At 59.4% G+C, this 527-nt stretch carries 1 protein-coding gene; it reads right to left on the bottom strand.

Annotated features, from left to right (window positions below):
• On the bottom strand, positions 1-364 hold a 364-nt coding region (locus HUO12_RS14285; RefSeq protein WP_176274489.1), incomplete at its 3' end, for a DUF3419 family protein.
• Positions 365-527: the final 163 nt, after the last annotated feature.

Raw genomic sequence — 527 nt, 5'->3', positions numbered from 1 at the left:
CCGCAATATTTTCCTTGCGATCAGCCTCCGCGAAAAAGCGCCGGAAGGCGGCGTAATCGGGCAAGTGCTGTGCGGCTGCGAGCTTCAGCCGCCCCAGCGCAACATGGGCCGTGTTGAGATCAACCGCGTCGATCGCCGCCGGATCTGCGGTGAGATAGGACAAGACATTGCAGCCGCCGCTGGCGATAGTGGCGACGCGGTGACCAGGCTTGATCGCCAGGGCGTCCATGTCGACCACCGGGTCTTCCCAGATCTGGGCGTAGACAAGGCCCTTGAACGCAAAGGCGAAGGCGCGATCCCACAGCTTGCCGCCCCCGTCATGCCCTAGAACAGCCTGCTCGATCTTGCGATTTTTCTCGGCCATTCGATTTTCCGTTCAGGAGTTTAGCGATCGAAGATAAGATATCTTAAAAAGATTGAGTGAGGGCCCTCAATCCGCCAGGGACGCGCGATCGCGCATTATGGCGCTAGGATTACGCGATCATGACGCCGGCAGGCCGGTCATGCGCGAAAAAATCGCTGGATCG

Source organism: Altererythrobacter lutimaris (assembly GCF_013371495.1).
GTDB lineage: Bacteria > Pseudomonadota > Alphaproteobacteria > Sphingomonadales > Sphingomonadaceae > Erythrobacter > Erythrobacter lutimaris_A.
This window is presented reverse-complemented; position numbering and strand designations above follow the sequence as displayed.